At 68.4% G+C, this 25,112-nt stretch carries 22 protein-coding genes and 1 other RNA gene; 3 read left to right on the forward strand and 20 right to left on the reverse strand.

Annotation, left to right across the window (positions count from 1 at the left end; genetic code table 11):
• Positions 1 to 857: 857 nt before the first annotated feature.
• The 14 genes from ftsH to L0966_RS08690 form a co-directional block, all read right to left on the reverse strand.
• Entirely contained in the window at positions 858 to 2,780 is a 1,923-nt protein-coding gene (gene ftsH, locus L0966_RS08625) for an ATP-dependent zinc metalloprotease FtsH (protein WP_234051484.1), read from the reverse strand.
• Between the two features lie 290 nt (positions 2,781 to 3,070).
• Positions 3,071 to 4,096 (reverse strand): tRNA lysidine(34) synthetase TilS, encoded by a 1,026-nt coding sequence (gene tilS / locus L0966_RS08630; protein WP_234051485.1) that lies wholly within the window; start codon positions 4,094 to 4,096, stop codon positions 3,071 to 3,073.
• Complete coding sequence (ybgF, locus tag L0966_RS08635; RefSeq protein ID WP_234051486.1) at positions 4,071 to 5,015, reverse strand: tol-pal system protein YbgF; 945 nt, start codon at positions 5,013 to 5,015, stop codon at positions 4,071 to 4,073. Before ybgF ends, tilS begins: the two co-directional genes overlap by 26 nt.
• A 289-nt stretch (positions 5,016 to 5,304) precedes the next feature.
• Positions 5,305 to 5,796, reverse strand: coding sequence for a peptidoglycan-associated lipoprotein Pal (gene pal, locus L0966_RS08640; protein WP_234051487.1), 492 nt, complete (start codon positions 5,794 to 5,796; stop codon positions 5,305 to 5,307).
• Between the two features lie 391 nt (positions 5,797 to 6,187).
• Positions 6,188 to 7,525: a Tol-Pal system beta propeller repeat protein TolB gene (tolB, locus tag L0966_RS08645; RefSeq protein ID WP_234051488.1), complete on the reverse strand. Its 1,338-nt coding sequence runs from the start codon at positions 7,523 to 7,525 to the stop codon at positions 6,188 to 6,190.
• Positions 7,526 to 7,662: 137 nt separating this feature from the next.
• Positions 7,663 to 8,649: a cell envelope biogenesis protein TolA gene (locus L0966_RS08650; protein WP_234051489.1), complete on the reverse strand. Its 987-nt coding sequence runs from the start codon at positions 8,647 to 8,649 to the stop codon at positions 7,663 to 7,665.
• A 10-nt stretch (positions 8,650 to 8,659) separates the two neighbouring features.
• Complete coding sequence (gene tolR, locus L0966_RS08655; protein WP_234051490.1) at positions 8,660 to 9,118, reverse strand: protein TolR; 459 nt, start codon at positions 9,116 to 9,118, stop codon at positions 8,660 to 8,662.
• A gap of 4 nt (positions 9,119 to 9,122) precedes the next feature.
• Positions 9,123 to 9,845, reverse strand: coding sequence for a protein TolQ (gene tolQ / locus L0966_RS08660; protein WP_370640689.1), 723 nt, complete (start codon positions 9,843 to 9,845; stop codon positions 9,123 to 9,125).
• Positions 9,846 to 10,213: 368 nt separating this feature from the next.
• Positions 10,214 to 10,759 carry a tol-pal system-associated acyl-CoA thioesterase gene (gene ybgC / locus L0966_RS08665; protein WP_234051491.1) on the reverse strand — a complete coding sequence of 182 codons (546 nt, stop codon included), beginning with the start codon at positions 10,757 to 10,759 and terminating at the stop codon, positions 10,214 to 10,216.
• A 58-nt stretch (positions 10,760 to 10,817) separates the two neighbouring features.
• On the reverse strand, positions 10,818 to 11,861 hold the full coding sequence (ruvB, locus tag L0966_RS08670; RefSeq protein WP_234051492.1) for a Holliday junction branch migration DNA helicase RuvB: 1,044 nt from the start codon (positions 11,859 to 11,861) through the stop codon (positions 10,818 to 10,820).
• A gap of 120 nt (positions 11,862 to 11,981) precedes the next feature.
• Positions 11,982 to 12,599: a Holliday junction branch migration protein RuvA gene (gene ruvA, locus L0966_RS08675; protein ID WP_234051493.1), complete on the reverse strand. Its 618-nt coding sequence runs from the start codon at positions 12,597 to 12,599 to the stop codon at positions 11,982 to 11,984.
• Positions 12,600 to 12,682: 83 nt separating this feature from the next.
• Complete coding sequence (locus tag L0966_RS08680; protein ID WP_234051494.1) at positions 12,683 to 13,114, reverse strand: DUF1772 domain-containing protein; 432 nt, start codon at positions 13,112 to 13,114, stop codon at positions 12,683 to 12,685.
• 213 nt (positions 13,115 to 13,327) lie between these two features.
• Positions 13,328 to 13,855 carry a crossover junction endodeoxyribonuclease RuvC gene (gene ruvC, locus L0966_RS08685; protein ID WP_234051684.1) on the reverse strand — a complete coding sequence of 176 codons (528 nt, stop codon included), beginning with the start codon at positions 13,853 to 13,855 and terminating at the stop codon, positions 13,328 to 13,330.
• A 100-nt stretch (positions 13,856 to 13,955) separates the two neighbouring features.
• The gene (locus L0966_RS08690; protein ID WP_234051495.1) at positions 13,956 to 16,685 is read right to left on the reverse strand and encodes a tetratricopeptide repeat protein; all 2,730 of its coding nucleotides are present in this window, start codon (positions 16,683 to 16,685) and stop codon (positions 13,956 to 13,958) included.
• A gap of 726 nt (positions 16,686 to 17,411) precedes the next feature.
• Here L0966_RS08690 and L0966_RS08695 point away from each other — a divergent pair.
• Positions 17,412 to 17,891 carry a MerR family DNA-binding transcriptional regulator gene (locus tag L0966_RS08695; protein ID WP_234051496.1) on the forward strand — a complete coding sequence of 160 codons (480 nt, stop codon included), beginning with the start codon at positions 17,412 to 17,414 and terminating at the stop codon, positions 17,889 to 17,891.
• 347 nt (positions 17,892 to 18,238) lie between these two features.
• Here the strand turns inward: L0966_RS08695 and L0966_RS08700 are convergent, their stop codons facing one another.
• From L0966_RS08700 to L0966_RS08725, 6 genes are all read right to left on the reverse strand, one after another.
• The gene (locus tag L0966_RS08700; RefSeq protein WP_234051497.1) at positions 18,239 to 18,991 is read right to left on the reverse strand and encodes a YebC/PmpR family DNA-binding transcriptional regulator; all 753 of its coding nucleotides are present in this window, start codon (positions 18,989 to 18,991) and stop codon (positions 18,239 to 18,241) included.
• A 155-nt stretch (positions 18,992 to 19,146) separates the two neighbouring features.
• Positions 19,147 to 19,971, reverse strand: a complete 825-nt coding sequence (locus tag L0966_RS08705) for a TIGR00282 family metallophosphoesterase (protein ID WP_234051498.1) — start codon at positions 19,969 to 19,971, stop codon at positions 19,147 to 19,149.
• Between the two features lie 3 nt (positions 19,972 to 19,974).
• Entirely contained in the window at positions 19,975 to 20,589 is a 615-nt protein-coding gene (locus tag L0966_RS08710) for a 5-formyltetrahydrofolate cyclo-ligase (protein ID WP_234051499.1), read from the reverse strand.
• A gap of 15 nt (positions 20,590 to 20,604) precedes the next feature.
• Positions 20,605 to 20,758: non-coding RNA, 6S RNA (gene ssrS, locus L0966_RS08715), on the reverse strand.
• A gap of 92 nt (positions 20,759 to 20,850) precedes the next feature.
• Positions 20,851 to 21,234 (reverse strand): cell division protein ZapA, encoded by a 384-nt coding sequence (locus L0966_RS08720; RefSeq protein ID WP_234051500.1) that lies wholly within the window; start codon positions 21,232 to 21,234, stop codon positions 20,851 to 20,853.
• Positions 21,235 to 21,240: 6 nt separating this feature from the next.
• On the reverse strand, positions 21,241 to 21,501 hold the full coding sequence (locus L0966_RS08725) for a DUF4164 domain-containing protein (RefSeq protein WP_234051501.1): 261 nt from the start codon (positions 21,499 to 21,501) through the stop codon (positions 21,241 to 21,243).
• A gap of 494 nt (positions 21,502 to 21,995) precedes the next feature.
• On the opposite strand from L0966_RS08725, the gene tkt reads away from it, so the two are divergent.
• Both tkt and gap read left to right on the forward strand, forming a co-directional pair.
• The gene (gene tkt / locus L0966_RS08730; protein WP_234051502.1) at positions 21,996 to 23,987 is read left to right on the forward strand and encodes a transketolase; all 1,992 of its coding nucleotides are present in this window, start codon (positions 21,996 to 21,998) and stop codon (positions 23,985 to 23,987) included.
• A gap of 102 nt (positions 23,988 to 24,089) precedes the next feature.
• Positions 24,090 to 25,097, forward strand: a complete 1,008-nt coding sequence (gene gap, locus L0966_RS08735) for a type I glyceraldehyde-3-phosphate dehydrogenase (protein ID WP_234051503.1) — start codon at positions 24,090 to 24,092, stop codon at positions 25,095 to 25,097.
• Positions 25,098 to 25,112: the final 15 nt, after the last annotated feature.

Genomic DNA, 25,112 nt, shown 5'->3' on the forward strand with positions numbered 1-25,112 from the left:
CTCCCCTCCCGCCGCACCCGGCCAGCCGGGCCGGCCCACCATCCCATAGCGCTGGATGCAGAGCTTGATGCGCCAGGGGGCGCGCGGCAACCCGCCAATCACAGGCGCGAAGGCTCGCCTCTGGACGAGGAGCCGGAACCGGGATCCACGGCCGGAAGGGGCCCTTTCCGGCCGGCATCGGCACTGCCCCTGGCGAGGAGCCGCACTGTTGCGCCTTTGGCCATTCTTCCATCCGCGCGGGCCATGGGTTCGCCGCCCCAAATTCAGGGACACAAAATCCATGAAGAATTTTCCCGGCAGAGCCTCCGCGCCGGGGGCCAGCGGTCGGGCTCGACGGACACTCAAGAACCCGATCCGGCATAGGGCCCGTTCCGTCCTGAGCTTGCGGACGAGGGTGAGGCGGGGAGACCGGCCCCCTCGGTGGGGCAGAAGATGAGCGTTCAGGGCGGGCTTATTTTCCGTGCACATCGCCCTTCCGCCGCGCCGCCAGCCGTGCCCCGTCCCGGACATATCGCCCCTCCCCAGCTCTCCCACGCGAGCAAGAAAGGGGCGCGGCATAGGAAACAGCTGGGCCCGGAATACGCCTCCTCGCGGGTACGGAGTGTCGATTGACCAACGGCCGCAGCGGGACGAGCTCGCGCCCCAAGGGCGCTTGAGGCCATCTCCTGCCTTCCGCGCCCGAAGGCCCGCCGCTCGCACCACCAGGCGCAGGATCAGCGGCGACAGCGGCGACAGCGGCGACAGCGGCGACAGCGGCGACAGCGGCGACAAAGAAAAGGGGCCGGAGAGCAGCTGCTCGCCGGCCCCTTTTATTCCCTCTCCCAACGGCCCTCAAAGGGCGGCGGTGGGAGGCAGCCTCAGGCCTGGGGCTGGGGCTCGATGGAGCCGCCGGCACCGCCGGGGCGCGGCCGGTTCTTCGGCGTGGGAATGGCCGAGCCGCGCGGATTGGCCGGCTCGATCACGCTCTCGCGGTTGGGCTCCTTGCCGTTCAGCAGGTCCACGATCTCATCGCCCGAAAGGGTCTCGTATTCGAGCAGCCCCTTGGCCAGGGTTTCGAGGTCCTGCTTCTTTTCGGTCAGGATGCGCGTCGCCTCCGCATAGCCCTCGTCAACCAGGCGGCGCACCTCCCGGTCGATGGTCTGGGCGGTGGCCTCGGACACGTTCTGCTGACGCGACACCGACATGCCCAGGAAAACCTCATCCTGGTTGTCGCCATAGGCCACGGTGCCGAGATCCGCGGAGAAGCCCCAGCGCGTCACCATCATGCGGGCGAGGCGGGTGGCCTGCTCGATGTCGGAAGCCGCGCCGGAGGTGACCTTGTCGTGCCCGAAGATCAGCTCTTCCGACACGCGCCCGCCCATCATGATGGCAAGGCGGGAGGTCATCTGCTCGTAGCTCATGGAGAGCTTGTCGCGCTCCGGCAGCTGCATCACCATGCCCAGCGCGCGGCCACGGGGAATGATGGTGGCCTTGTGCACCGGGTCGGTGGCCGGAACGTTGAGGGCGACGATGGCATGCCCGCCTTCGTGATAGGCGGTGAGCATCTTCTCCTCTTCCGTCATCACCAGCGAGCGGCGCTCGGCGCCCATCATCACCTTGTCCTTGGCGTCCTCGAACTCCTGCATGGTGACCATGCGCTTGTTGCGCCGGGCCGCCATCAGCGCCGCCTCATTGCAGAGGTTGGCGAGGTCCGCGCCGGAGAAGCCGGGGGTGCCGCGGGCGATCACCTTCAGGTTCACGTCGGGCGCCACCGGGATCTTGCGGGCATGCACCTTCAGGATCTGCTCGCGGCCCACCACGTCCGGGTTCGGCACGATGACCTGACGGTCGAAGCGGCCGGGACGGAGCAGCGCCGGGTCGAGCACGTCCGGACGGTTGGTGGCGGCGATGAGGATGATGCCCTCATTCGCCTCGAAGCCGTCCATCTCCACCAGCAGCTGGTTGAGGGTCTGCTCGCGCTCGTCATTGCCGCCGCCGAGGCCGGCGCCACGGTGGCGACCCACCGCGTCGATCTCGTCGATGAAGATGATGCACGGGGCGTTCTTCTTGGCCTGCTCGAACATGTCGCGCACGCGGCTGGCGCCCACGCCCACGAACATTTCCACGAAGTCCGAGCCGGAAATGGTGAAGAACGGCACGTTGGCCTCACCCGCAATGGCGCGGGCCAGCAGCGTCTTACCGGTGCCGGGAGGGCCCACCAGCAGCACGCCGCGCGGGATGCGCCCGCCAAGCCGCTGGAACTTCTGCGGATCACGCAGGAATTCCACGATCTCGGTGAGGTCGCTCTTGGCCTCGTCGATGCCCGCCACGTCCTCGAAGGTCACGCGGCCATGCGCCTCGGTGAGCAGCTTGGCGCGGCTCTTGCCGAAACCCATGGCCTTGCCGCCGGCGCCCTGCATCTGGCGCGACAGGAAGATCCACACGCCGATAAGGGCGATGAAGGGCAGCCACGACACCAGAAGGCTCACGAACCACGGCACGTTGTCCGACGGGGGACGGGCCGTGATCTGCACGCCCTTGCCATACAGCCGCTGCACCAGCGAGGGGTCGCTCGGCGCATAGGTCTGGAACTGGCGGCCGTCGGTGAAGGTGCCGGAGATGTTCGGCCCCTCGATCACCACGTCGCGCACGCGGCCGAGATCCACGTCCGAGAGCAGTTGCGAGAAGGAGATGTCGTTCGCGCTGGTGCGCTGGCCCGGGCTCTGGAACAGGGAGAACAGAGCGAGCAGCAGCAGAACGATGATCACCCAAAGGGCGAAATTTCGTAGGTTGGCGTTCATTGAACCCTCGTGGGGACAGCCGAAAGCTCTGCTTCGCTCAAGCTACCCTTAGGGAATGAATATCCCATAGGACACCCGTGGCGGCGACACCTCCCGCACCGTCTTGCCGTTAATTTAGGTGCGCACTCGGGCGTTGCCAAGGCAAAGGGGCGCGATCGGGAGTGAAATCGCGGTGACGATCGCGCGTTCCGGACAGGGATGAGGATGCGGCCGGCAAGCGGGTGCCGGCGCTCGAAGGCGGGTGGGTGGCGGCCTCACGCGCTTGCCTCACGCGAAAATCGCCCCGGCAATCAGGCTCCGCGGCGTGGCGGGGCCGGCATCACGCTTACGCGCCCACGCCGGACGGCGACCAGCGCCCCCGCCAAAGTGCGACGAAAAGCGCCGCCGCCCGCGGCAAGGTGATCGCGCAGGGCCTCGGTGAGGACCTCCAGCTTGCCGAGCTCCACCGGTCCCTCCCGCCCCATGGCGGCCACGCAGCGGCCGAGAAGGCGCAAAGCCACCTCCTCCGGCAGGCTTGAGAAGACTTCCGTGGGCAGGTGCCACGCTTCGGGTTCACGGATCAGGCCGAGCGCGGCCGTGTCGGTAGCGACCTCGGCGGCCGCGTCGAGCCGCGCCACGCGGAGCGCGAACTGGCCCAGCCGGCGGGCATCCAACCCCTCCTGCGCCAGTTGCGGCGCGAGCTGGCGCAGGCGGGCGCGGGTGAAGCGGGGATCGGTGTTGGCCGGGTCGCGCACGAAAGGCACGCCTGCCTCCTCCAGGGTCGCGACCAGCCGCGCCTTGGCGACCCCCAGCAGTGGGCGCAGCAGCGCCACGCCCTCTCGTTCCGAAACCGCCCGCATGGCCGCCAGGCCGGAAAGGCCGGAGCCTCGGGCGAGGCGGAACAGCACGGTCTCCGCCTGATCGTCTTGCGTATGGGCGAGCGCGATGGCCGGTGCTCCCACCTCCCGCGCCGCCGCGAACAGCAGCCGGTAGCGCGCGTCTCGGGCAGCGGCCTGGAGGCCATGCGCCGGCTTCGGCCCCTCCCACACCAGGGTCCGGTGCGGCACGCCCAGATCCGCGCACAAACGTGCCACGCCCTGCGCTTCCGCCGCGGCCTCCGGGCGAAGGCCGTGGTCGACGGTGGCGGCGCACAGGATCGGCCCCCAGGGCTGCGCGGCGCGCCAATGGGCGGCGAGCCACAGCAGCGCCGTGGAATCCGGCCCGCCGGAAACAGCGATCAGGATAGAGGGAAAGGAGCTGAACCCCGCGAGCAGGCGATCGCGCTCGGCGGTATCGAGAGCGCGCGCGGCCTCAGCAGCCGACACGCTTTTGCTCACGCTCCACCGCCTGGCGGATGGCGGATGGCGCGCGCGGATACTTGCGGTCCACCTCCAGGAAGGTGGCGCACGCGGTTTCCTTCTCGCCCAGCCCCGCCAGCGACTGGCCCAGGCGCAGCAGCGATTCCGGAGCGCGCACGGAGTTCGGATACTTGGTCGACACCTCCAGGAAGGAGGCGGCGGCATCACCGTAATTCTTGCGCAGGAACAGGCTTTCCCCAAGCATGAAGGTGGCGTCCGGAATGATCCGGTCGCCGGCATGAGCCTGGATGATCTGACGGAAGGTCTGCTCCGCGCCCGCATAGTCCTGGCGCTGCAGCTGGTTCTGGCCCTGGTCGTAGAGGTCCCGCGCGGTGCCGCCGCCGGAGGGCAATGCGGCGACCTGGGTGCCGGCCAGCGATGAGCCGGCGTCCCCCTCGCCGACCGGGCGCGAGAGCCCTGCGGAGGCGCTGGACGGCGAGCCCAGCGGCTGCGGCACGCCCGGCGCCGCGGGATCGGCATGGGGATCGAACGCGTCGGAGCGCTTTGCCGGCGCGGCCGGAGGCAGCATGGGTCGGCTCACGGCACCGCCCACGGCGGGAACGGCCGCGGCACCCGCGCTGCCACGGCCACCCGCGCGCGCGTCAGCCTCGTCCTGCAGGCGCTTCACCTGCGCTTCAAGCTGCTGATTGCGATACTGGAGCTGCTCCACCTGGCCGGTCAGGTTGCGCAAGGCATTCTCCATGCGATCGAGGCGCATGACGGCCTCGGAGGCCTCCGCCCCGTGGCCCGGGTCCTGCACTGGAGCCGGCGGCTTGAAGAGATTGCCGAAAATGTTGTTGTCCTGCTGCGCCGCGGCCGGGCCCGCCATGGCGAAACCGAGGACCACCGCCGGCAACGCCGCGCGGATCTTCCGGAAAGAGGGCAGAATCAAAGGCATGGGGCTCGCAACGGGGCTCGCTGGGTCTTAAAGCACGAACCGGTCGCAACCGGCTTCCGCGCGCCCGAATCCCGCTTCGGCAAGGGGCGCCGGCAGGGCCCGCTCAGGCCCGCCAACAGCTTGTTCCCAAAGGCAAAGACAGCGGCCGCACGTGCCTTGCAGCATAAAGCGGCGATCGCGTCCAAAGTGTGACCCGCACCGCGGCGTTCACAGGCACCGGGGGAGAAAGGCGAAAGCCGGTGCCCGGGAGAGCACCGGCCTTGCGCACATCCGGTTAGCGTCGAGCGGCTCAGGCGCCGCCGGCGTTCAGCACGGTCACAGCACGACGGTTCTGCGACCAGCAGGAGATGTCGTTGCAGATGGCCACCGGGCGTTCCTTGCCATACGAAATGGTGCGCATGCGGGCCGGGTCGATGCCACGGGCGGCCAGGTAATCACGCACGGCCTGGGCGCGGCGGGCGCCGAGGGCGATGTTGTATTCGCGGGTGCCGCGCTCGTCGGCATGACCTTCGATGGTGAAGGTGTAACGGTTCCACTGCTGGAGCCACTGGGCCTGGCGATCAAGGGTCGCGCGGGCCTGGGGGGTCAGGTCGGTCTGATCGCTTTCGAAGAACACCCGATCGCCCACCGCCACCACGAATTCCTGCGGAGAACCGGGAGGGCCGCCCGCTCCGCCCATGCCGGCATTCTGATTCTGATTGTTGGCACACGCGGCCAGCGCCAGCGCGAAACCGAACACAGCCGCGAACCGGAAGCCGCGAACAACCTCAAGAAAACGCATTCCGGTGTCTCCTTATCTCAACGCAAACCGGATGGGCTCATCTAGCCGCTCGCCGGTTAAGCGAATGTTCCGTGCGCCCACCGTCGCGCACCCCCAAGACGAGACCCTGCCGAATACTGGGCGCTATGGTTTCTCATCCGTTGACGCTCAGGTTTCACGCATGATCTCAACGCGCGTGGGATAGCCGGCGGCCGCAAGGCCGCAGACGTGCCCTCACGGGCGCTTCCCATCGCTTTGATTTCAAGAAGGCTGGCGGCTTCGCAGCGCCGACCTTGAATGTTCCCTTGGTGCTGCCGCCTTGGGGCGGCATCATGGCAACCTTGTGCACACGAAGGGGCGAAGCCAATGCGGCGCGCGACTGTGGCGCGCCGGTCACACCGAAAATGCCGGCTCAGGACCGCAGCGGCGACCAGGCGGGATCCGAGGCGTAGCTCGGCGTGGGCACGCGCTGCTCGTTATATCCGGTCACGTCCACCGTGTAGAGCGAGGGGCCGGAAGCGCCGCCCGGATCGCGGAAGAACATGATGACCCGGCCGTTCGGGCAGAAGGTGGGGCCTTCATTATGGTAGCCCTCGGTCAGCACGCGTTCGCCCGAGCCGTCCGGCCGCATGACGCCGATGGCGAATCGCCCTTCCGCCTGGCGGGTGTAGGCGATCCAGTCGCCGCGCGGCGACCAGACCGGGGTGGAATAGCGCGCCGTGCCGAAGGAAATGCGGTGCTGGCCCGAGCCGTCCGCGTTCATGACATAGATCTGCGAGGAGCCTCCGCGATCGCTCTCGAAGCAGATCTGCCGGCCATCCGGCGAATAGCAGGGCGCCGTGTCGATGGCCGGAGTGTCAGTGAGGCGGGTGGTGGCCTTGGAACGCAGGTCCATGACGAAGATGTTGGAATTGCCGCCCTGCTGCAGGCTCATGATGACGCGCTGGCCATCGGGCGCGAATCGCGGCGCGAAGCTCATGCCCGGGAAATTGCCCACCACCTCGCGCTGCCCGGTTTCGATGTTGAGCAGGAACACCCGGGGCTCGCCCTGGGCGTAGGACATGTAGGTGATTTCCTGGCTGGTGGGCGAGAAGCGCGGGGTGAGCACCAGCGAATCACCGCGGGTGAGATAGCTCACATTTGCGCCGTCCCAGTCCATGATGGCCAGGCGCTTGATGCGGCGTTCCTTGGGTCCGCTCTCGTCCACGAACACGATGCGGGTATCGAAATAGCCCTTCTCGCCGGTGAGCTTCTCATAGATGACGTCGGCGATGATGTGGGCGATGCGCCGCCAGTTCTCCGGCTGGGCCACGAACTGCTGACCGGTGAGCTGCTGGCCCGCCACCACGTCCCACAGGCGGAACATGACCTGGAAGCGCCCGTCCGACTGGCGGGTGACGCGCCCGGTGACCAGCGCCTGGGCGTTGATGACGCGCCAATCCTGGAAGCGCGGCGTGTCGGGATTGGAGATCTGCTCCACGAACGCCTTGGGATCGATGGGCGCGAACAGGCCGCAGCGCTTCAGATCGGAAGTGATGACGCCGGAGATCTGCCGCCCCATCTCGGTCTCGCCGAGCAGATCGGTGATGGCGATCGGGATCGGCTGCGGGGTGCCGCCCGTAATGTCGAGCTTCGTGGCGGCGAGAGCCGGCAGCGCGCCCAGGGTGGCGCCGGCGGCGAGGAGACCTCCTGCGCCGGCGACGAAGCGGCGACGTGTCAGCGCGGATCCGAAGCGGTCGAACGGGGGCATCACGGTCTCGGGGCCTCTGGGGTTCGGCCGCTGTGCTGCGAAGGAAACCGCGCGGCGGCCATAGACGGACGAAAAGAGTTAAAAGACGAAGCGCGAACGCGCCATGACAAAAAGCGCCTTCACCGGGTCAAGCGGCATTACCGCTCAAACTCCTGTGGCCGGAAAGTCAGATCCATGCTCTTCCACTGCGCATAGGTCTCCTTGCGGAACATGGTGAAAGGCTGGCAGCGCACCAAGGCGGCCACCGCCGTGCGGGCCACCGCCGGACCATAGGTGGAGGCGCTGCCGCCGATCACCGTCGGTTCAATCCGCAGCGTGCCATCCATCTTGAAGTCCACGCGGATGTCCACGAACACGTTTTCCTGCGGCGGAATGCCGGTGGTGTTCCAGCATTGCCGCATGCGGGCGCGGAAGGCGTCAATCTCGCTCATGCTCAAGGTTGCCGCCTGTCCGGAAGGCGCGCCGAGGGACGAGGTGGTGGACGTCTCCTGGGCGCTGGCCACCCGGCGGGTGGGGGTGCGCTTGTCGAGCAGTTCCTTGATCTGGTCAGTATTGAACTCGCGCGATGGCGCCTGCTGCGCCTGCACCGGGCGCGGTGGCGGCGGCGCAGGTTTCTTGGGCGGCAGCGGGGTCGGGGCCACCTTGGCCTCTTCCTTGGGCTGCTCTTCCTTCGGCTTGTCTTCCTTCTTGGGCTCGCTCTTCAGCGCCTCGTCCACCTTGGGCTCGGGCTTGGGCGGGGCCTCGACCGATTTCTGGGGCGCCGGCGGCTTGGGCGGGGCTTCCACGGGCTTGGGCGGCTCGGGCGGCACATCCACCTTGGGAGCGGGCGCGAGCGCGGGCGGCGGCGGCGCGGAAGCCTCCACCGGCGCATCCTTGCTCACCTTCAGCTTGGCGTCTTCCACAGGGGTTGGCTCGGCCACCTGCTCGGCCACCTGCTTCTGCTTCTCCGCCTTGGGCGCGGTCTTCGACCCCTTGGTGAGCTTGGTGAAATCGCTGGCGGAGATGACGTCCACCGGCATGGATTCGGGCATGGGCTCAAACGGCTTCGCCCTGGTGAAGGACACCAGGGTGAGAACGAGGATGGCCGCATGGGCGATCGTCGATGCCGCAAGGCCCGGTTTCATGGCCGTGACTTCAGCTCCCCTGATCCACTTCGGTGACAAGCGCCACCTTCTTGAAGCCGGCGCCCGAGAGGCGGCCCATCACCCGCATCACGGTGCCGTAATCCACCTTCTTGTCGCCGCGCACAAAGATGCGCTCTTCCATGCCGCCGCGCGCCTGGGTGACGGCCTGCAGCTTGGTGACGAGGTCGTCATACTTGATCTCGCTGTCGCCCAGGAAAATCTGGCCCTTGTCGTTCACCGAGAGGGTGATGGGCTCCTTGTTGTCCTGGTTCACGGCGCTGGCCTGCGTCTGCGGCAGGTCGATGGGCACGCCGACCGTGAGCATGGGCGCGGCCACCATGAAGATGATGAGCAGCACCAGCATGACGTCCACCATGGGCGTCACGTTGATCTCGGCCATCACGTGGGTGGGGCGGCGGCGCGAGCGCCGGCTCTGCCACCCCGAAGCGCCTCCTCCTCCCATGCCCATGGCGTCAGCCCCGCTCGTCGATCTGCCGCGATAGGATGGCGGAGAACTCGTCCGCGAAGCCTTCGAGGCGCTGAGCCTGACGGCCCGTCTGGGAGATGAACTTGTTGTAGAAAATGGTCGCGGGAATGGCCGCAATGAGGCCCATGGCGGTCGCGAACAAGGCCTCCGCGATGCCCGGCGCCACCACGGCCAGCGACGTATTCTTCGACGCCGCGATGGACTGGAACGAGGTCATGATGCCCCACACCGTGCCGAACAGGCCAATGAAGGGGCCCGCCGAACCCACGGTGGCCAGCACCAGCAGGCGCGATTCGAGCCGCTCCACCTCGCGGGCGATGGTCACGTTCATCACCTTGTCGAGGCGCTGCGAAAGCCCGGTGAGCGAGCGGGCGCCGCCCTCATAGGTGCGCTTCCACTCGCGCATGGCGGCGACGAAGATGGCGGCCATGCCGTGATTGTTGCGCCCGGAGAGGGTGCGATACAGCTCTTCCAGGCTCTGGCCCGACCAGAACACCTGCTCGAACTGATCCATCTCGCGCTTGTTGCGGCCGAACAGGATGGTCTTGTCGACGATGATCGCCCACACCCAGACGGACGAGGCGATGAGGCCCAGCATCACCAGCTTCACGACGAAGTGGGCTTGCAGGAACAGGCCAAGGAAGGAAATGTCCGCGGCAGGCGCGGCCATGGGCGCGGCGGCCACCGGCGGCGTGGGCACGGCGCCCATGTCCTGTGCCAGGGTCGGCGCGGCGCCCAGCACGACAAGGCCCAGGGCCAGAAGCGCGACGGTGGCCAGGGGACGAAGGGCGCGGCCCGCAAATGCCGGAACCCGGACAGGAAGAGGCGACGCAATCGCAGGCGCCCGGCTGCGCCTGCTCATCTGATCGTTCATTCTCGGCTCCGCTGCACGCAGCTCCTCGCTGCGCGGGACAACTCCGCCCGTTTGTCCAAAGTATCCCGGTGTTTGAGCGGGGGACTCTGTCCAAACTTTGACGGGAGCGCTCTTTCGTGCTGCGGCGCGAAGAAAACGCCGCAAGGCTCGGCAAAAACCTAGGCACGAACAGCCTTAAGGCCAGGTTAGCGAAGCACCCGGAGCTAGGACTTAGCCGTTGTTTTCGCCTCTTCCCCAGCGTCACCATCCGCCGCGCGCGCATCGGCGAGAGTCGCCTGCCGCAGGGAGTCGGGGATGCGCTTGGCGCGGCCCTGGGAGACGAAGGCCACCCGCACCATGGCGGACACCAGCAGCTCACCGCCCCGCTTCACCTTCTGGGACAGGGTGATGGACGCCCCCGCCACATCCTTCGACAGGGTCTCGACGTGCAGCACGTCATCAATCTTGGCGGGCTTGAGGAAGTCGATCTGCATGGAGCGGACGACAAAATGGAAGCCCGGGGCCTCCTCGGCCGCCTGGGCGAACAATTCGCCCTGCACCACGCCCAGAAGGCGCATGTAGTCGGAGCGGCCGCGCTCCATGAACTTCAGGTAATTGGCGTGGTAGACGATGCCCGAGAAGTCGGTGTCCTCGTAATAGACGCGCAGCGTCAGCTCGTGGCCGCCTGGAATGAGCCGCCCCGCCAGATGGGGATGGGCCTCAAGCTCGCCCGGCGCCACGGTCCGCTCGCCCGAAAGATCCGTCTTCATGCCGTCGTCCCGAATTGCTGCGCGGCCGAAGAAGCAGCCGCCGCCTTCGGGCGCACACCTACCCCTCATCCTCGAACAAAGGCAAGTTCGCGGGGTTTTCCGCCTCCCGCTTGGGCTCCGGCAGGCCGAGATGGCGGAACGCGATGGCGGTCAGCATGCGCCCGCGCGGAGTACGCTGGATGAAGCCCTGCTGCACCAGATAGGGCTCCACGATCTCCTCGATGGCGTCGCGCGGCTCGGAAAGGGCCGCCGCCAGGGTATCCACGCCCACCGGACCGCCGCCATAATATTCCGCGATCACCGTGAGATAGCGCCGGTCCATGGCATCAAGGCCAGCGCTGTCCACCTCCAGGGCAGACAAAGCACGGTCCGCGATCTTTCGGTCGATGGCCTTGGCCTCCGCCACCAGCGCGAAATCCCGCACCCGGCGCAACAGGCGCCCGGCGATGCGGGGCGTGCCGCGGGCGCGGCGGGCGATCTCGGTGGCGCCGTCGGGCACGATGGCGATGCCCAGCACCTTGGCTCCGCGCACCACGATCTTTTCCAGCTCTTCCACCGTGTAGAACTGAAGCCGGATGGGAATACCGAATCGGTCGCGCAGCGGCGTGGTGAGCAGGCCCGAGCGCGTGGTGGCGCCCACCAGAGTGAATTTCGGCAGCGAGATCTTCACCGAGCGGGCCGCCGGCCCCTCGCCAATGACGAGGTCCAGCTCATAATCCTCCATGGCGGGGTAGAGGATTTCCTCCACCGCCGGGGCGAGCCGGTGGATCTCGTCGATGAAGAGCACGTCGCGCTCTTCCAGGTTGGTGAGAATGGCGGCGAGGTCGCCCGCCTTGGCGATCACCGGGCCGGAGGTGGAGCGGAAGCCCACCCCCATTTCCCGCGACATGATCTGCGCCAGCGTGGTCTTGCCCAGGCCCGGCGGGCCCACGAACAGCACATGGTCCAGCGCCTCGCCGCGGGCGCGGGCGGCCTTGATGAAGATGTCGAGATTGGCGCGCGCCTGGGCCTGCCCCACGAACTCGCCCAGCATCTGGGGGCGCAGGTGGAGCTCGGCGTCGTCTTCGCGCTTTTCGCCTGAAACGAGGCGGCGAGTGTTCATATGGAATGCCTGTGGCACGGACGGCCGGAGGCCCCGTGGATCGCGCTGCATCACCCTGGGGTGAAATCACCCCGAAAGTGCCATGACGGGGGCCGATCGCCAAACAGCGGCCCTAAGTCCTTATTTCGCCAGCTCCTTGAGGCCCAGGCGAATCAGCTTTTCGGTGGTGGCGTCCTCGCCCGCCTCGCGCATGGCGGCGGCGATGGCGCCATGGGCCTGGGGCGGGCCATAGCCCAGATTGACCAGGGCCGAAATGGCGTCCGCCACCGCACCACCCTCTGCGGCCACCACGCTCTCGCCACCAAGCGAGGGCAGGCCGAGATCCGACGACAGGCCACCGGGCACCTTGTCCTTCAGCTCGGTCACGATGCGCGTGGCCACCCGCGGGCCCACGCCCTGGGCGCGGGCGATCATGGTCTTGTCGGCCAGCGTCACCGCCTGGGCGAGCTCGCTGGGGCGCAAGGTGGAGAGCACCGCCAGGGCAATCTTGGTGCCGATGCCCTGCACCGTCAGCAGCAGGCGGAACCAGTCCCGCTCCGCCTCCGAGCCGAAGCCGTAAAGGCGGATCATGTCCTCACGCACATGGGTCTCGATGACGAGGCTGGTCGCCTCTCCCATGCGCGGCAGGTCGCGCAGGGTGCGGGCGGAGCAGTGCACCAGATAGCCGACACCGTGCACATCGAGGATGAGGTGATCCTCGGCCACGGTGTCCACCACGCCCTTAAGCTTGCCGATCATTCAAATTCCCCAGCTCGCCGACCGGCCGTGGCCAATGGCGGCGCGCGCCTTCCCGCTCTCCTGCCCGCACCCGCGCGGCCGCCTCACGGGATCGCGGCGCACAGAAAGACGAAGCTCGCCACCGCGCCGAGGCCGGTGCGCACCATGTGCAGCTGCCCCCAATTGGCCATCAGCCGCAGCGTGTCCTCGCCCGCTTCCCCCTCTTTCGTGGAGATGAGGCGCCGGTTGGTGGGCATGATGCCGATGAAGGTATAGGGCCAGTTGGCCAGCAGCAGCACCCCGCCCGCCAGCCACTGCCAGTTGCCGGTCATCCAGAACGCGCCGGCGCCGAGCACGAAGCCCAGCAGCGAAAGGCTCGCCTGCATGGCCGCGCCGCGCCGATAGGCCGGCTTCCATTCGCCCAGCGCCGCCGGTGCGGCAAGGCGCAGCCGTGCCGGCTGCTCCGCCACGTTGATATAGAGCGCCGCCCCGGTGAACAGGGCCGCCACCAGAAGCGCCAGATGCCCCACGATCATCCGCCGGTCCCCCACCCCCGCCAGGCGCCGCCGGCCTGGAGCCTGTCCCCGCCGCGCGGCGGCTCGGACACGCCCTCGATCGCTCGCCCGAGCATGGCGCTCGAAAACGCCCCGGAGCATGCGCCCGCCCCGCGAGATCAGCGGAATGCCCCAGCCTGTTGAGTTGACACGTTTTTCTCACGCGCGCCGGAATCCACTTCGCTCGAAAGCGCCCTAGAGCACATTCAGCGCGCGGGCCGCGGCGCCGCGATGATGGGCGTGGGTGACCGCGATCGCAAGGGCATCGGCGGCATCCTCGCTCTTCGGCGCGGCCTGGGGCAGCAGGATGGTGATCATCATGCGGATCTGCGCCTTCTCGGCCCGGCCCGCGCCCACCACGCTCTTCTTCACCAGAGTGGGGGCGTATTCCGCCACGCTCAGCCCCTTGAGGGCGGGGGCCAGCAGCACCACGCCGCGTGCCTGGCCCAGCTTCAGGGTGGAGGACGGGTTCATGTTGACGAAGGTCTCCTCCACCGCCGCCTCATCGGGCTCATAGCGGTCGAGAACGGCCATCAGCCCGTGGTGCAGCTCGGCGAGACGATCGCCCATCGGGGCGTCTTCAGGCGGCAGGATGGCGCCGCAGTCCACATAGCGCAGGCGCGGCCCATCCGCCTCGATCACCCCCCAGCCGGTCCGGCGCAGGCCGGGGTCCAGGCCGAGGATGCGCACGGCGTGGTTGGGACGAATCGGGGTTACGGTCATGGACATCAGGGTGCGCCGCCCGCCTCGTCAAGGAAAGCCCCCGGGCGCGCCCAGGATGCCGTTTCATGCACCCGACGGCGCAAACGCCGCCGGAATACCCTCAGTGCTTGCTGCCGAGAGGGTTGCCCGAGAACAACATGTTGTTGGCCACCAGGGTGTTGGCGCCCAACCCATTGGACGCCACGTGCTCGCCCGCCTCGCTGGCGTTCCATTCGGGAGGAACCACGACCACATTGGCCGCCTCGTTCATGGGCTTGGCGACGAACGCGTCAGCCGCCTTGCGGGCGCGCGCCAGGGTGGCCTGGTCCGCCTCGCGGGCGAGGGCATCGCGCTTCTCGGCGCTGTCCTGGTCGCCCTGCCGCGCGGCGATGTTGAACCATGTGAGCGCCTCGGTGAGATCGCTGGTGCCGGAGAAGCCACGGGCGAAGATGATGCCCAGATTGTGCTGGCTGTCCTTCAACCCCAGCTCCGCCGCCTTGCGGAACCACTTGAGCGCCTCGCCCCAATCGGGATTGCCCTCGATTCCCTGGCTGTAGAGCACCGCCAGATTGTGCATGGCCCGCACATTGCCCTGCTCCGCCGCCCACTTATAGAAGCGGTAGGCCTCGTCGACATTGCGCAGATTGTTCTCATAGAGGCTGCCGAGCCGGTAGCCTGCCGGCGCATAGCCGCGCGAGACCGCATAGCCCAGCCACTTGATGCCCGCATCAAGATCCTGCGGAATGCCCACGCCATCGGCGAAGCGCACCCCCTCTTCGTAGGCCGCCGCCAGGTTGCCCTCCAGCGCCGCCGTGCGCAGCGGCTGCGGGCCGGTGGGCGCCGGCAGGTCCGCCGTGGACTTGGCGGCATCGGCCGTGGCCGCCCCTGCGGCCTTGCCGGTCGTGCCCCCGCTCGGGCTCAGCGCCGCCAGCGGATTGCCCACCTCACCCATAAGGCGGGAGGCCTCGGCCTTGATGGCGTCGCGGTGGGTCCAGGCGGTGCCCGCCGTGGCCGTGGCCAGGATCACGAGCGCCGCTGCGGCGATCACCGCCGGCGAAAGGCGCGCCGCCATGGGGCGCCGGGCCGCCGCGCGATTGCGATCGACCCGCGGGCGCGTGCCCGAACCGGCCGCACGACCGGGAATCTGCACATCCGCGGTGCTGCGGCCACGCCGCACCTTCTTCGTCCGCGGAATCACCGGATCGGGTCGCACCTCGCCCAGATCCGGCGCCGCTGCCATACGCTGCGGATCGGGCGCGAAGCCCGGCTCCGCGAAGAAATCATGGGGCATGCGCGGGGTCGGCGCGGCCTCGGCCCCGTTCGGCGCGAACGGCCGGAAGGACTCTTCATCCGGCGCGGACACGAAGGGCTCACGCCCCTCATCCGTGCTCAGCTGCTCGCCCGCGCCATTGTCCTGGGCTGCGGCGGAGACATCATAGGCCGGGGCGTCATAGGCGGTGTCTTCATAGCCGCGAGGCTCGCAGGCGGCGGCATCCGGAGCCGCGCCATCTTGCACTGCAGCTTGGCCGGTCGCGGCCTCATAAGCCTGCGCGTCGTCATAGAATACGTCTTCCGGCCGCGGCGTCTCGTCGACCACGCAGGCGTGGGCCACCCATTCATTGTCGCTGGTCCGGCCCAGCTCCACGGTGCGGTCTTCGAGCCCGCGCGCCAGGTTCTCACCCAGAATCTCCGAGGCGCGACGCTCAACATGCTCCTGCCGGGCTTCAAGGGCGGCAAGGCCACGCTTGAGCCCCACCACCGCCTGGCCTGCCGGATCACTGGAAACCTTGCGACTGACGGCTTCCACCGCCACTTCCACCGCTTCCTGCGTGGCTTCCGCCGAAGCCGCATGGACGCGGTGCATCTCCTCCCTCATGTCCGCGAGGAGGGCCTCGATATCGTCCAGGCGTTCCAGGCGGGCATGGGCATCCTGGAACCGTTCCGTCAGCACCAGCAAGTGGTGCTCCACAACCTCCGCCAGCGGGCTCGCCGCCGGCGCCTCGCCGCGCGCGCCGTCAAGCCGGTCGAGCAGCGGCGCAAGGTGCCCCGCCAGCTCGGAAGCCACGGCCGGCGGGAGGGAGGAAAGGTATTCAGAGACCTTGTCGAGCCGATCATGGATGCCATGCACATTGGCTTCCATGCTCGCGTCCATGTGCCGGCGCAGGTCCTCGGCCACCGCGCCCTGCTCGGCGCGCAGGTTGGCTTCGTAGGCATCGACGCGGGAAATGATGGCCTCGGCATTGCGCTCGAAGCTCTCGGTGGCCTGCACCACGCGCTGGGCCGCCTCGCTGCTGCTGCGGCTGACCTCCTCGGCGCAGACCGCAAGCCTTTCCGCCAGCGGCTGCAGCGCGGCACCCGACATCGTGCGCGAAACCAGCGACTTCAGCTCGGCCGACTGCGCCTGCAGCCGCGCCACCTCCACCGGATCCACGGCGCGGGCGTTGAGAATATCGATCTTGCGCGAGAGCATCTCGACACCGGCGGACAAGGCCTGGAACCGCTCCGGCGCCCGCATCTCGTCAAGCGCGGTGCGCAGCTCCAGCAGCTCTTCCGCCAGGTAGGCCATCTCCTCGTGGCCGGCGCCGAAGCCTGCCCCGCGCATGTCCTCCACCCGGTGATGCAGGAGGGTAATGGCGCGGTCCATCTCCACCACCGCGCGCCGGGGCGCGGCCTGTGAGAGGCGCGCCCGCAGCTCGCCGACTTCGGAACGCAGTGCGTCGAGGGGCTCCGTGTGAACGGCTTCGCCCCGAGCCGCAGCCTGACGGGCCGCCGTCGGGTGGACCCAGGAGGCGGACGGGTCACGGTCGCGGGGGTTCCATGCCGGAGGAGCCTTCCCGTTGGGGAGCCGCATGGGCTCCTCGATAGCCGCGATGACGGGATCGGAGATGGGCGGCGAAACCCAGCCGCGATCCTCCTCCGGGCCGGCACCTGCCGGCGCCGACGCTCCCGGATGACCACCTCCCAAGCCGCGCCGAGGTGCAGCCGCGGCATTGGCCGATGCCATCCGCTGTGTCCGCTCCGTCCGCTCCATGCCCGCCTCCCTGCGGCTGGGAGAGCCCCGAGAGGGTGCTTTCATACCATGACCGCAATGCGTGATTCGCTTCATTCAGCATCCGGCCGATATGGTAAATGCGCGGTTAAACGGCGGATTCTGACGGTTTTTCAGCGTCAGGTAACGGTTACTTTCCCCTACGGTAGCCCGTTGACTCTCCCGGCGGGGCGATGCCGTGCGCTACAAAATTCGACGTGACGGAGCGGAAATCATTCTGCCCGCTTGCGCCGTGGTTTCGACCATCCAGGGGCGCGGTACCGGAGGGCATTGCCGCCGGCACAGCTTCCACCAGCGGCCAAGGCGAGCCCGGGCGAAAGCCCTTTGATCTCCCGCGATGTGCACACCGCCGTTGGACGCGGTGCCGTGGGCGCCAGTTCGCGTCGGCTCCACCGACTGGCAGACCCCGCCGACCATCCGGCGCGGACACAAGGAAACTCGCGGCCCACCGGCAGGCGCAAGCTGGTGCGGCCGCGCCAAGCGCAATCCCACGGGCGCCCAGGCGCCGTGAGACGGGAGTGACCATTTATGGATGTAACGACGACCTACGATGTCGCCCACACCTCGGGCCACGCCGCGCCGGCCGGGACCATGGCTCCGCCGGCCTCCCCCATGGAAGAGGTCTTCACCATCGGCGATCTCGCCCGCGAATTCGGCACGACCCTGAGGGCCCTGCGCTTCTATGAAGACAAGGGCCTGCTGGCGCCGCGCCGTGACGGCATGACCCGTCTTTATTCGGTGGCCGACCGTGAGCGGCTCGCGGTGATCCTGAAGGGCAAGCAGCTCGGCTTCACCTTGGCTGAGATCCGCGCCCTGGTGGCGGCCAAGACCGGCGTTCCCGCGGTGAGCAATGTGCCCGCGGCCGGCGAGAGCGGCGCCGCCGGCGGCCTTGCCCTCACCCGCGAGCGCTGCCTGAGGCAGCTGGCGCAGCTCGAGCGCCAGCGCACCGAGATCGATGCCGCCATTCACGAGCTGAAGGGTATCGCCGACAGCCTCGCTGCGGCCTGAAGCCTTGCGGCCGGAGGCCCTGCCTCCGGCCCTTTCCGAGAGTTTGAGCGGTGCCCCTCTGCGCCCGGCGCCTGAGGAATCGGCTCTCAAGCCACTCGGGCGCCCGCCAGCGGTGCCGAGGGCGTCCCAGAAGCCGCGCACGCCTTCTCTCGCTCAGGGCTCGGCTGATGCCGCGGGCCCTCAGGAGAGCTCACGGCGGCGGGCGCACCGCGCTTCTCCCCATCGGCACGGCGCCGCAGCGGGACGGACGAACGCCCCCCCGACAGCGAATGCGCCGCAACGGCGCTTCTCAGCTTTGCTGCAGCGGGCAGTCCCGCCGGCCCACCGCAGCGGGCCGGCGCAAGATCTCAGTCTTCGCTGCTCAGCTTGGCGAGCATGGCTTCGGACAGCTCGAAATTGGCCGTCACGGTCTGCACGTCGTCATTGTCTTCCAGGTTTTCCACCAGACGCAGCAGCTTTTCGGCCGTCTCGTCGTCCACCGCCACGGTGTTCTGGGGGCGCCACACGAGCGCTGCCTTGCGCGGCTCGCCGAACTTGGCTTCGAGCTGCTTCTGCACCTCCGCCAGATTTTCAGCCGCGCACACCACCTCGTGGCCATCCTCGTCGGACGACACGTCGTCGGCGCCGGCCTCGATGGCGGCTTCCATCATGGCATCCGCATCGGCCTTGGCAGCTTCGAACTCGATCACGCCCACCCGATCGAAACCGAACGACACCGAGCCGGTTTCACCCAGGTTTCCGCCCGACTTGGTGAAATAGGAGCGCACTTCGGAGGCGGTGCGGTTGCGGTTGTCGGTCAGCGCCTCCACGATCACCGCCACGCCGCCGGGGCCGTAGCCCTCGTAGCGGATCTCCTCGTAGTTCTCCATGTCGGCGCCGGCGGCCTTCTTGATGGCGCGCTCGATATTGTCCTTGGGCATGTTCTCGGCGCGGGCCGCGAGGATGGCGGCGCGCAGGCGCGCATTCATGTTGGGATCGGGCAGGCCCATCTTGGCCGACACCGTGATCTCGCGCGCGAGCTTGGAGAACAACTTGGAGCGCACCGCGTCCTGACGGCCCTTGCGGTGCATGATGTTCTTGAATTGTGAATGCCCGGCCATGGCCGTCACCATCCCTTGATAGACCGATCCCGCGCGCCGCCGCTGCGGCGCCGCTCGGATCGATTGCGTTGACTGGAGCCGGCCTTATAGGCGGGAGCCGGGGAGATGGGCAAGGTGGGGTGCGCGCGCGCCGCAGCTCCCCTTAGGTCAGCGCCTCAGCTCTCCCAAAAGGCGGGCCGCGTCTCGCCCAGGCTGCCGCCGAGCCGCACCGGCGCGACCTTCACCGCAAGACCCGAGCGATCATCGGTCTCCACCGCCACGCCGCACATGCTGGCCGGCCCGTTCGCCGGCTCGAACCGGCCCGAGGCGAGCTTGCGGGTGAAGCGGCGCAGCGGCTCTTCCTTGTCCATGCCGATCACGCCGTCATAGCAGCCGCACATGCCGGCATCGGTCTGGAAGGCGGTGCCACCGGACAGGATGCGGTGATCGGCCGTGGGCACATGGGTGTGGGTACCCACCACCAGGGAGGCGCGGCCGTCGCAATAGTGGCCGATGGCCTGCTTCTCGCTGGAAGCCTCGGCGTGCACGTCGACCACCACCGCGTCCGCGACCTCGCCCAGCACCGCGCCATCCAGGGCGCGGTCGAGGCCGGCGAAGGGGTCGTCCAGCGGATCCATGAAAATGCGGCCCATCACGTTGAGCACCAGCACCCGCGCGCCATTCTTGGCCTCCACCAGCGCGGCGCCGCGGCCGGGCGTACCGGGCGGATAGTTCAGGGGGCGCACCAGCGCCGGCGCGCGCTCGATGAAGATGAGGGCCTCGCGCTGGTCGAAAGAGTGGTTGCCGAGAGTGATGGCATCGGCCCCGGCGGCCAGCAGGTCCTCATAGATGCTCTCGGTGATGCCGAAGCCGCCGGCGGCGTTCTCCGCATTCACCACCACCAGGTCCAGCTTCCAGGAGGCGACAAGGCCGGGCAGGCGCGAGGTGACGATCTCCCGCCCGGGCCGCCCCATCACATCGCCGAGAAAGAGAATGCGCATCACTCAGACCCCGTGCCCTTCACCGCAGGAAAACCCCTCCGCTTCAGTTACCATCACATCCACCGGTTCGTCATGGGGTTCCGCGGGCACCTCATCCACCTGCTGGCAGGCGAAGGCGAAGCCGATGGCTTTCACTGGCCGGTGCCGGCGCAGCTCCTCGAGGGTGCGATCGTAAAAGCCGCCGCCATAACCGATGCGCAGCCCGCGCCGGTCGAAGGCGGCCAGCGGCACCAGCAGCACGTCCGGCACCACCTGCGGGCAGTCGGCGCCCGGGGTGGGAATGCGGAAGGCCCCCGCCGGCTCCAGCTCAGCCCCCTCCCGCCAATGGCGGAACAACAGGGGCAGGCCGCGCCCCACGATAACCGGAAGCGCCAGATCGGCGCCGCGCGCCCACAGCGCGCGCGCAAGGGGAAGGGTGTCAATCTCGTCGCGGAAGGAGGCGAACAGCGCGATGCGCCGGCCCCGCGGCGCGCGAAGCTCCGGCACCGCGGATAAAGCGTGAAGCGCAGCCTCACCGGCCGCATGGGCGCGGGCGACACCGCCCATCTCCGCCCGCCGCGTCAGCGCGGCGGCGCGCAAGCGGGCCTTTTCGGCGCTCAGCTCTTCAGGGGAGGTCATGGTTTGCATGAAACGTGCGGAGCCACAAAGCCGTCGGAGGTCGATCCCGGGAAACCTACAACGTAGGTGGGCGCCGTGTGTCCAAGTCCTGGGACGAGGTCAGGGACAGCTCCCTTAAGGATCGATAAGGCCCCGGGGAATAGTCTCCTAACGCACCCCGCAGCCCCGCTTTGCCAATGTAGGAAGCTTTGTTCGCCGGCGCCAGCCCCCGCCCGCACGTTATCCCGCGCAGAGCGCGGAAAGAGCCGGGCGCGCCGCGCGTCAGCCCATGCCCACGGTGCCGCGCTCGGTGGGCACCAGCTCGGCCACCAGGCGCTCGATGCGCTCCGCCACTTCCTCGATGGTGCGGGCCACCTCGCTCTCGCTCTCGTGGATCCGCTCCAGCGCGGAGGCGCGGGCGTCGCGCTGGCCCTCGATGTCGCTCTCCAGGGCGCGGATGCGGCCGCGGGCCTCGGCCAGCTCGTCGGCAATGGTGATGGCAGCCATCACCACCAGCCGCTGGTCCCCAATCTCGCCGAAGGCGGTGCGCAGCTGGGAAATGCGGCTGTCGATGTCGTGCGCCAGCCGCACCAGATGGTCTTCCTGCCCTTCGTCGCAGGCCATCCGATACTGGCGACCGGCGATGGTGACGGAGACATGGGGCATGGGCGATCAGCCGCCGTGGGTCGCGAGCACGTCGCGGATGGTGGTCATGGCCACGTCCAGGCGGCGCGTGACCTCGCGCGCCACCTCGCCCACCTGCCCCGCCTCGGATTGCGCACGGTCGAGATCAGCCGCAAGCCGCGCCCGGTCATTGCCCAGGGCATGGAGCTGCGCCTGCAAGGCGGCCTGATGACGATCCGCGTCGCGCCGCCGATCCAGGGCGTCGACCAGCGAATCGAGGGCCGCATTGAGGCGCCGGGTCGCCGCCATAATGGGGGCGTCCTCGATCGGGGGGCGTTGCTTCAGCGCGTACATGGCAAAAGTGTAGCTGAGTCGAGGGCCAGCGCGCCACCGCTCCCGAGGTTGTCAACCAGAATGAACGGGCGAAATTTCGCGTCACGCTTACCAGGTCGTTGCCAGCATCTTGACCACCCAGCACCCGCGCGCCCACCGGTGAAGCCCCGCTGAAGGCCTTGCCGCGGTGCGGTATATTCCCATCCCGAGGCGCTCCTCCGGCACCCGCTGAAGGCGAGCAATGCCCTATCGGCAATCGCCGCGACGAACAAGCGCGCCCATCTTGCACCGCAACCGGCTTGACGGCAGGGAGCATGTGCGTTTGACACCCCCGCGAGCGCTGCTATCTAGACAGCCGCCAAGGCAGGCGCCCGCCGACCAGGCCACACTTCTGCTCCAATGGATGGAGCAGAACCTGGGCGCGGCCCATCGGAGGGCCGCCCGCGCGTGCCGCAATTTTTGAGGGGCTCATGTCGAACCGCACCCGCCACGATCGTATGGCCAACGCCATCCGGTTCCTGTCCATCGACGCCGTGGAAGCCGCCAATAGCGGGCATCCGGGGCTGCCCATGGGTGCGGCGGACATTGCGACGGTGCTGTTCAGCCGCGTTCTGAGGTTCGACCCGACCGCGCCGCGCTGGGCCGACCGCGACCGCTTCGTGCTCTCCGCCGGCCACGGCTCCATGCTCCTGTATTCGGTGCTGCACCTCACGGGCTACAAGCAGCTGACCATTGACGAGCTCAAGCGCTTCCGCCAGCTGGGCTCGCTGACGCCCGGCCATCCGGAAAACTTCGTCACCGAGGGCATCGAGACCACCACCGGCCCCCTGGGTCAGGGCATCGCCACCGCCGTGGGCATGGCCATCGCCGAAAAGGCGCTCGCCGCCCGCTTCGGCTCCGATCTCGTGGACCACCGCACCTATGTGCTGTGCTCGGACGGCGACCTCATGGAGGGCATCAGCCAGGAGGCGGCGGACCTTGCCGGCCACCTGAAGCTCTCCAAGCTGACGGTGCTGTGGGACGACAACCGCATCTCCATCGACGGCCCCACCTCCATTTCCACCTCCACCAACCAGCTGGCGCGCTTCGCCGCCTCCGGCTGGGCCACCGCCGAGGTGGACGGGCACGACCCGGAGGCCATCTTCGCGGCGGTCGAGGCGGCCAAGGCCTCCGACAAGCCCACCTTCATCGCCTGCCGCACCACCATCGGCTTCGGCTCGCCCAAGAAGGCGGGCTCCGAGAAGGTGCACGGCTCGCCGCTGGGCAAGGACGAGGTGGCCGCCACCCGCGCCGCGCTCGGCTGGGAGGCCGGCCCGTTCGAGGTGCCGCAGGACGTCGCCGCCGACTGGCGCGCCGCCGGCGCCCGGGGCCAGGCGGATCGCGCGGCCTGGGAAGCGCGGCTCGCCGCCGCCCCCGCCGAGCTGCGCGCCGAATTCGAGCGCCGTATCTCCGATACCCTGCCGGCGGGCTTCAAGGCCGCGGTGGTGGACGCCAAGGCCAAGGCGGTCGCGGCCGGCGGCGCCGTCGCCACCCGCAAGTCGTCCGAGGCGGTGCTCGACACCCTGGTGCCGGTGGTGCCGGAGCTGTTGGGCGGCTCGGCCGACCTCACCGGCTCCAACAACACCAAGGCGAAGAGCGCCAAGTCGATCACCCCTGACGACTTCTCCGGCTCCTTCATGCACTGGGGCGTGCGCGAGCACGGCATGGCCGCGGCCATGAATGGTATCGCGCTGCACAAGGGCCTTGTGCCCTTCTCCGGCGGCTTCATGGTGTTCTCGGACTATTGCCGTCCGGCCATCCGCCTTGCCGCCCTCATGGGCGAGCGGGTGATCCATGTGCTCACGCACGATTCGATCGGCCTCGGCGAGGACGGCCCCACCCACCAGCCGGTGGAGCATCTGGCCGCCCTGCGCGCCATCCCGAACCTTACCGTGCTGCGCCCCGCCGACACGGTGGAAACGGCGGAAGCCTGGCAGATCGCCATTGAGAACACGGAGGGCCCTTCCGCCCTCATCCTGACGCGCCAGAACCTGCCTCTGCTGCGGGCCGACGCCACGGAAGAGAACAAGAGCGCCGCCGGCGCCTATGAGATCAGCCCCGCGAGCGGGCCGGCCAAGGTGTCGCTGTTCGCCACCGGCTCGGAAGTCTCGCTGGCGGTGGACGCTCAGAAGATTCTGGAGGCCCAGGGTGTCGCCACCCGCGTGGTCTCCGTGCCCTCATTCGAACTTTTCCTCGCGAAGTCCGCCGCAGAGCGGGCGAAGGTGATCGGGGAAGCGCCCGTGAAGGTGGCGGTGGAAGCCGCCATCCGCATGGGATGGGACGAAATCGTCGGTTCGGATGCCGCCTTCGTGGGAATGACCTCATTCGGCGCCAGCGCGCCAGCAAAGGATCTCTTCGCCCATTTCGGAATCACTGCGGAGAAGGTGGCCGAGGCCGCCCTGGAAAAGCTCCGGCAGGCCTGAGTTCCGCGCACGGCGGGCGCGAAAATCGCAGCGGCGCGGATGTCCGCAGCCGCGCCCACAAGATCGAGCCGTGCTGGCAAGCCGGCTTAAGGAGGATGAAAGATGAGCGTCAAGGTGGCCATCAACGGTTTTGGTCGCATCGGCCGTAACGTGCTGCGCGCCATTATCGAATCGGGCCGCACCGATATCGAGGTGGTGGCGATCAACGATCTCGGCCCGGTCGAGACGAACGCCCACCTCATGCGTTTCGACAGCGTTCACGGCCGCTTCCCGGGCGAGGTGAAGGTGGCCGGCGACACCATCGACGTGGGTCGCGGCCCCATCAAGGTGACCGCCGTGCGCAACCCGGCCGAGCTGCCCCACAAGGAGCTGGGCGTCGACATCGCCCTCGAGTGCACCGGCATCTTCACCTCGAAGGAGAAGGCCTCCGCGCACCTGACCGCCGGCGCCAAGCGCGTGCTGGTCTCCGCCCCGGCGGACGGCGCCGACCTCACCGTGGTGTTCGGCGTGAACCACGACAAGCTTTCGGCCGAGCACCTGGTGGTGTCCAACGCCTCCTGCACCACCAACTGCCTCGCCCCCGTGGCCAAGGTCCTCAACGATGCCATCGGCATCGAGAAGGGCTTCATGACCACCATCCACTCCTACACCGGCGACCAGCCCACGCTGGACACCATGCACAAGGACCTCTACCGCGCCCGCGCGGCGGCCATGTCCATGATCCCCACCTCCACCGGCGCCGCCAAGGCTGTGGGCCTGGTGCTGCCGGAGCTGAAGGGCAAGCTGGACGGCACCTCCATCCGCGTGCCGACCCCGAACGTCTCGGTGATCGACCTCAAGTTCATCGCCAAGCGCGCCACCACCAAGGAAGAGATCAACGAGGCCATCCTCGCGGCGGCCAATGGTGCGCTGAAGGGCATTCTCGGCACCACCGACCAGCCCAACGTCTCCATCGACTTCAACCACGACCCTCACTCCTCCACCTTCCACCTGGACCAGACCAAGGTCATGGAAGGCACGCTGGTGCGCGTGCTGTCCTGGTACGACAACGAGTGGGGCTTCTCGAACCGCATGAGCGACACCGCCGTCGCCATGGGCAAGCTCGGTTGATCGGGTAAGGGAGGC

The organism is Xanthobacter sp. NM-59, assembly GCF_021401125.1.
GTDB lineage: Bacteria > Pseudomonadota > Alphaproteobacteria > Rhizobiales > Xanthobacteraceae > Xanthobacter.